Origin of the sequence: Sulfurimonas sp. (assembly GCF_026991475.1) — a bacterium.
Classification (GTDB): domain Bacteria; phylum Campylobacterota; class Campylobacteria; order Campylobacterales; family Sulfurimonadaceae; genus Sulfurimonas.
Genome location: NZ_JALXBK010000066.1, coordinates 1 through 1,657, shown reverse-complemented (window position 1 = coordinate 1,657; position 1,657 = coordinate 1). Strand labels below are relative to the sequence as shown.

2 protein-coding genes are annotated in these 1,657 nt (G+C 34.1%); both read right to left on the bottom strand.

Going from position 1 to position 1,657, the window contains the following annotated elements; translation table 11 throughout:
* Positions 1-22: 22 nt before the first annotated feature.
* Complete coding sequence (locus MV589_RS05430) at positions 23-517, bottom strand: bifunctional adenosylcobinamide kinase/adenosylcobinamide-phosphate guanylyltransferase (RefSeq protein ID WP_297432822.1); 495 nt, start codon at positions 515-517, stop codon at positions 23-25.
* Between the two features lie 6 nt (positions 518-523).
* A partial coding sequence (locus MV589_RS05425) for a chloride channel protein (protein ID WP_297432820.1) occupies positions 524-1,657 on the bottom strand: 1,134 nt, incomplete at its 5' end.

Genomic DNA, 1,657 nt, shown 5'->3' with positions numbered 1-1,657 from the left:
GCAAATCCATCAAATACTTTTTTCATTTTATTTTCGTTGCTATCCCAGCTACGACATTGTAAACCACATCACATTCACTAGCAACAAGCTGAGCTAAGCGACCATTGATATCGACAAATTCTCTTGCTAATTTATTTTGGGGAATAACCCCACAACTCACATCATTAATAACAAAAACAATATCTCGTTTGAGTTGTAAAACCGTAGAGAGTTCTGCCTGCATATCTTCATAAGATTTTTCATGATAGAGCATATTATTTATCCACATACTCAGACACTCTACTAAAACAGCACCCTCTTGTAACTCTATTTTTTCTCTTAAATTGAGTGCTTCTTCTACTGTAATAAATTTATCTTCACGCATCTTTTTATGTGCGTCTATCTTTTGCTTCATCTCATCATCAACAAACTCTGTTGTCGCTAAATAGATGGGTTTTTTTTCAGAAAGTTTTTCAATGTATTGCTCTGCATTTCGAGATTTTCCACTCTTAATGCCGCCTATAAATAAAATCTTCATACTTTTTTACTTCTTCTTTTTACGAAGTTTTCTTTTAAATCTATCTATCTTATTCATCTCATGTTCTTCTAAAGAGATATTAATATTTTCTACCTCATCGCCTATCTTCATACTCAACATTTCAGATTTTTTCATAGCCAAAATTTGAGAAGAGAAGATACTTCTATGCCCTGAAATCAAAAAGCTAATAACAGCAGAGAGTGCTGCATAGTGAGCTATATCTATACCAAAAAGTTCCACTGCCATAATGGTAGATGCAATAGGAGTATTTGTTGTAGCAGCAACAACACTAACAAAACCCAAAGCAGCAAAAAGAGAGATATGATCAGGTGAAATAATAGAACCAAAAAAGTTACCACTCGTTGCACCAATATAAAAAATAGGAGTAACAACCCCTCCACTTCCTCCAGCACCTAAAGAGAGAGAAGTAAATATGGTTTTGAGTATAAAAGTGTACCAATGAATATTTGTATAATCTGCAGGATGTTGACTTAAAGCATCAGCGATAGTATTAAGACCCAAACCTAAATATTGTTCTCCAAATACGGTAGCTAAAAGTACAATAAGAGAACCACCGACAAAAGCTTTTACATATAAGTTCACTTTTATTTGCTTAATCACATGATGAGTTTGAGAGATTGCAGTAATAACAATATCAGATACAATTCCAAAAAATACTCCTGCCAAAATTACTTTTAAAATCAAAGACATATCTAAAGAGACACTTTGAACAAAGTGCATATCGTAGTATGTGTAGTCTATTCCTAAAAATTGTGCAGTTGTAAATGCAGCAAATCCTGCAATGAAAGATGGAAGCAGTACATCGTACATAATAACACCAATAATAAGCACTTCAACACCAAAAATTGCCCCTGCAATAGGTGTTCCAAAAACAGTTGCAAAACCAGCACTAATACCACAAATAACCAGTTTTTTTCTATCTTGTTTTTTAAATTTTAAAATGGAAGAGACAAGAGAAGCCATTCCTGCTCCGATCTGAGCACCTGGACCCTCTTTTCCCACAGAGCCACCAGCAAAAATGGTTAAAACTGTTGTAAGTGTTTTAACAGGAATGACAGAAACATCTATTTTTCCATCATCTTTATGCACAGCAGAAATAACCTTTTCAGTACCATGTCC

Excerpts from the sequence above, each read along its gene's own strand:
- MV589_RS05430 (WP_297432822.1), bottom strand. The coding sequence starts at position 517 with ATGAAGATTTTATTTATAGGCGGCATTAAGAGTGGAAAATCTCGAAAT.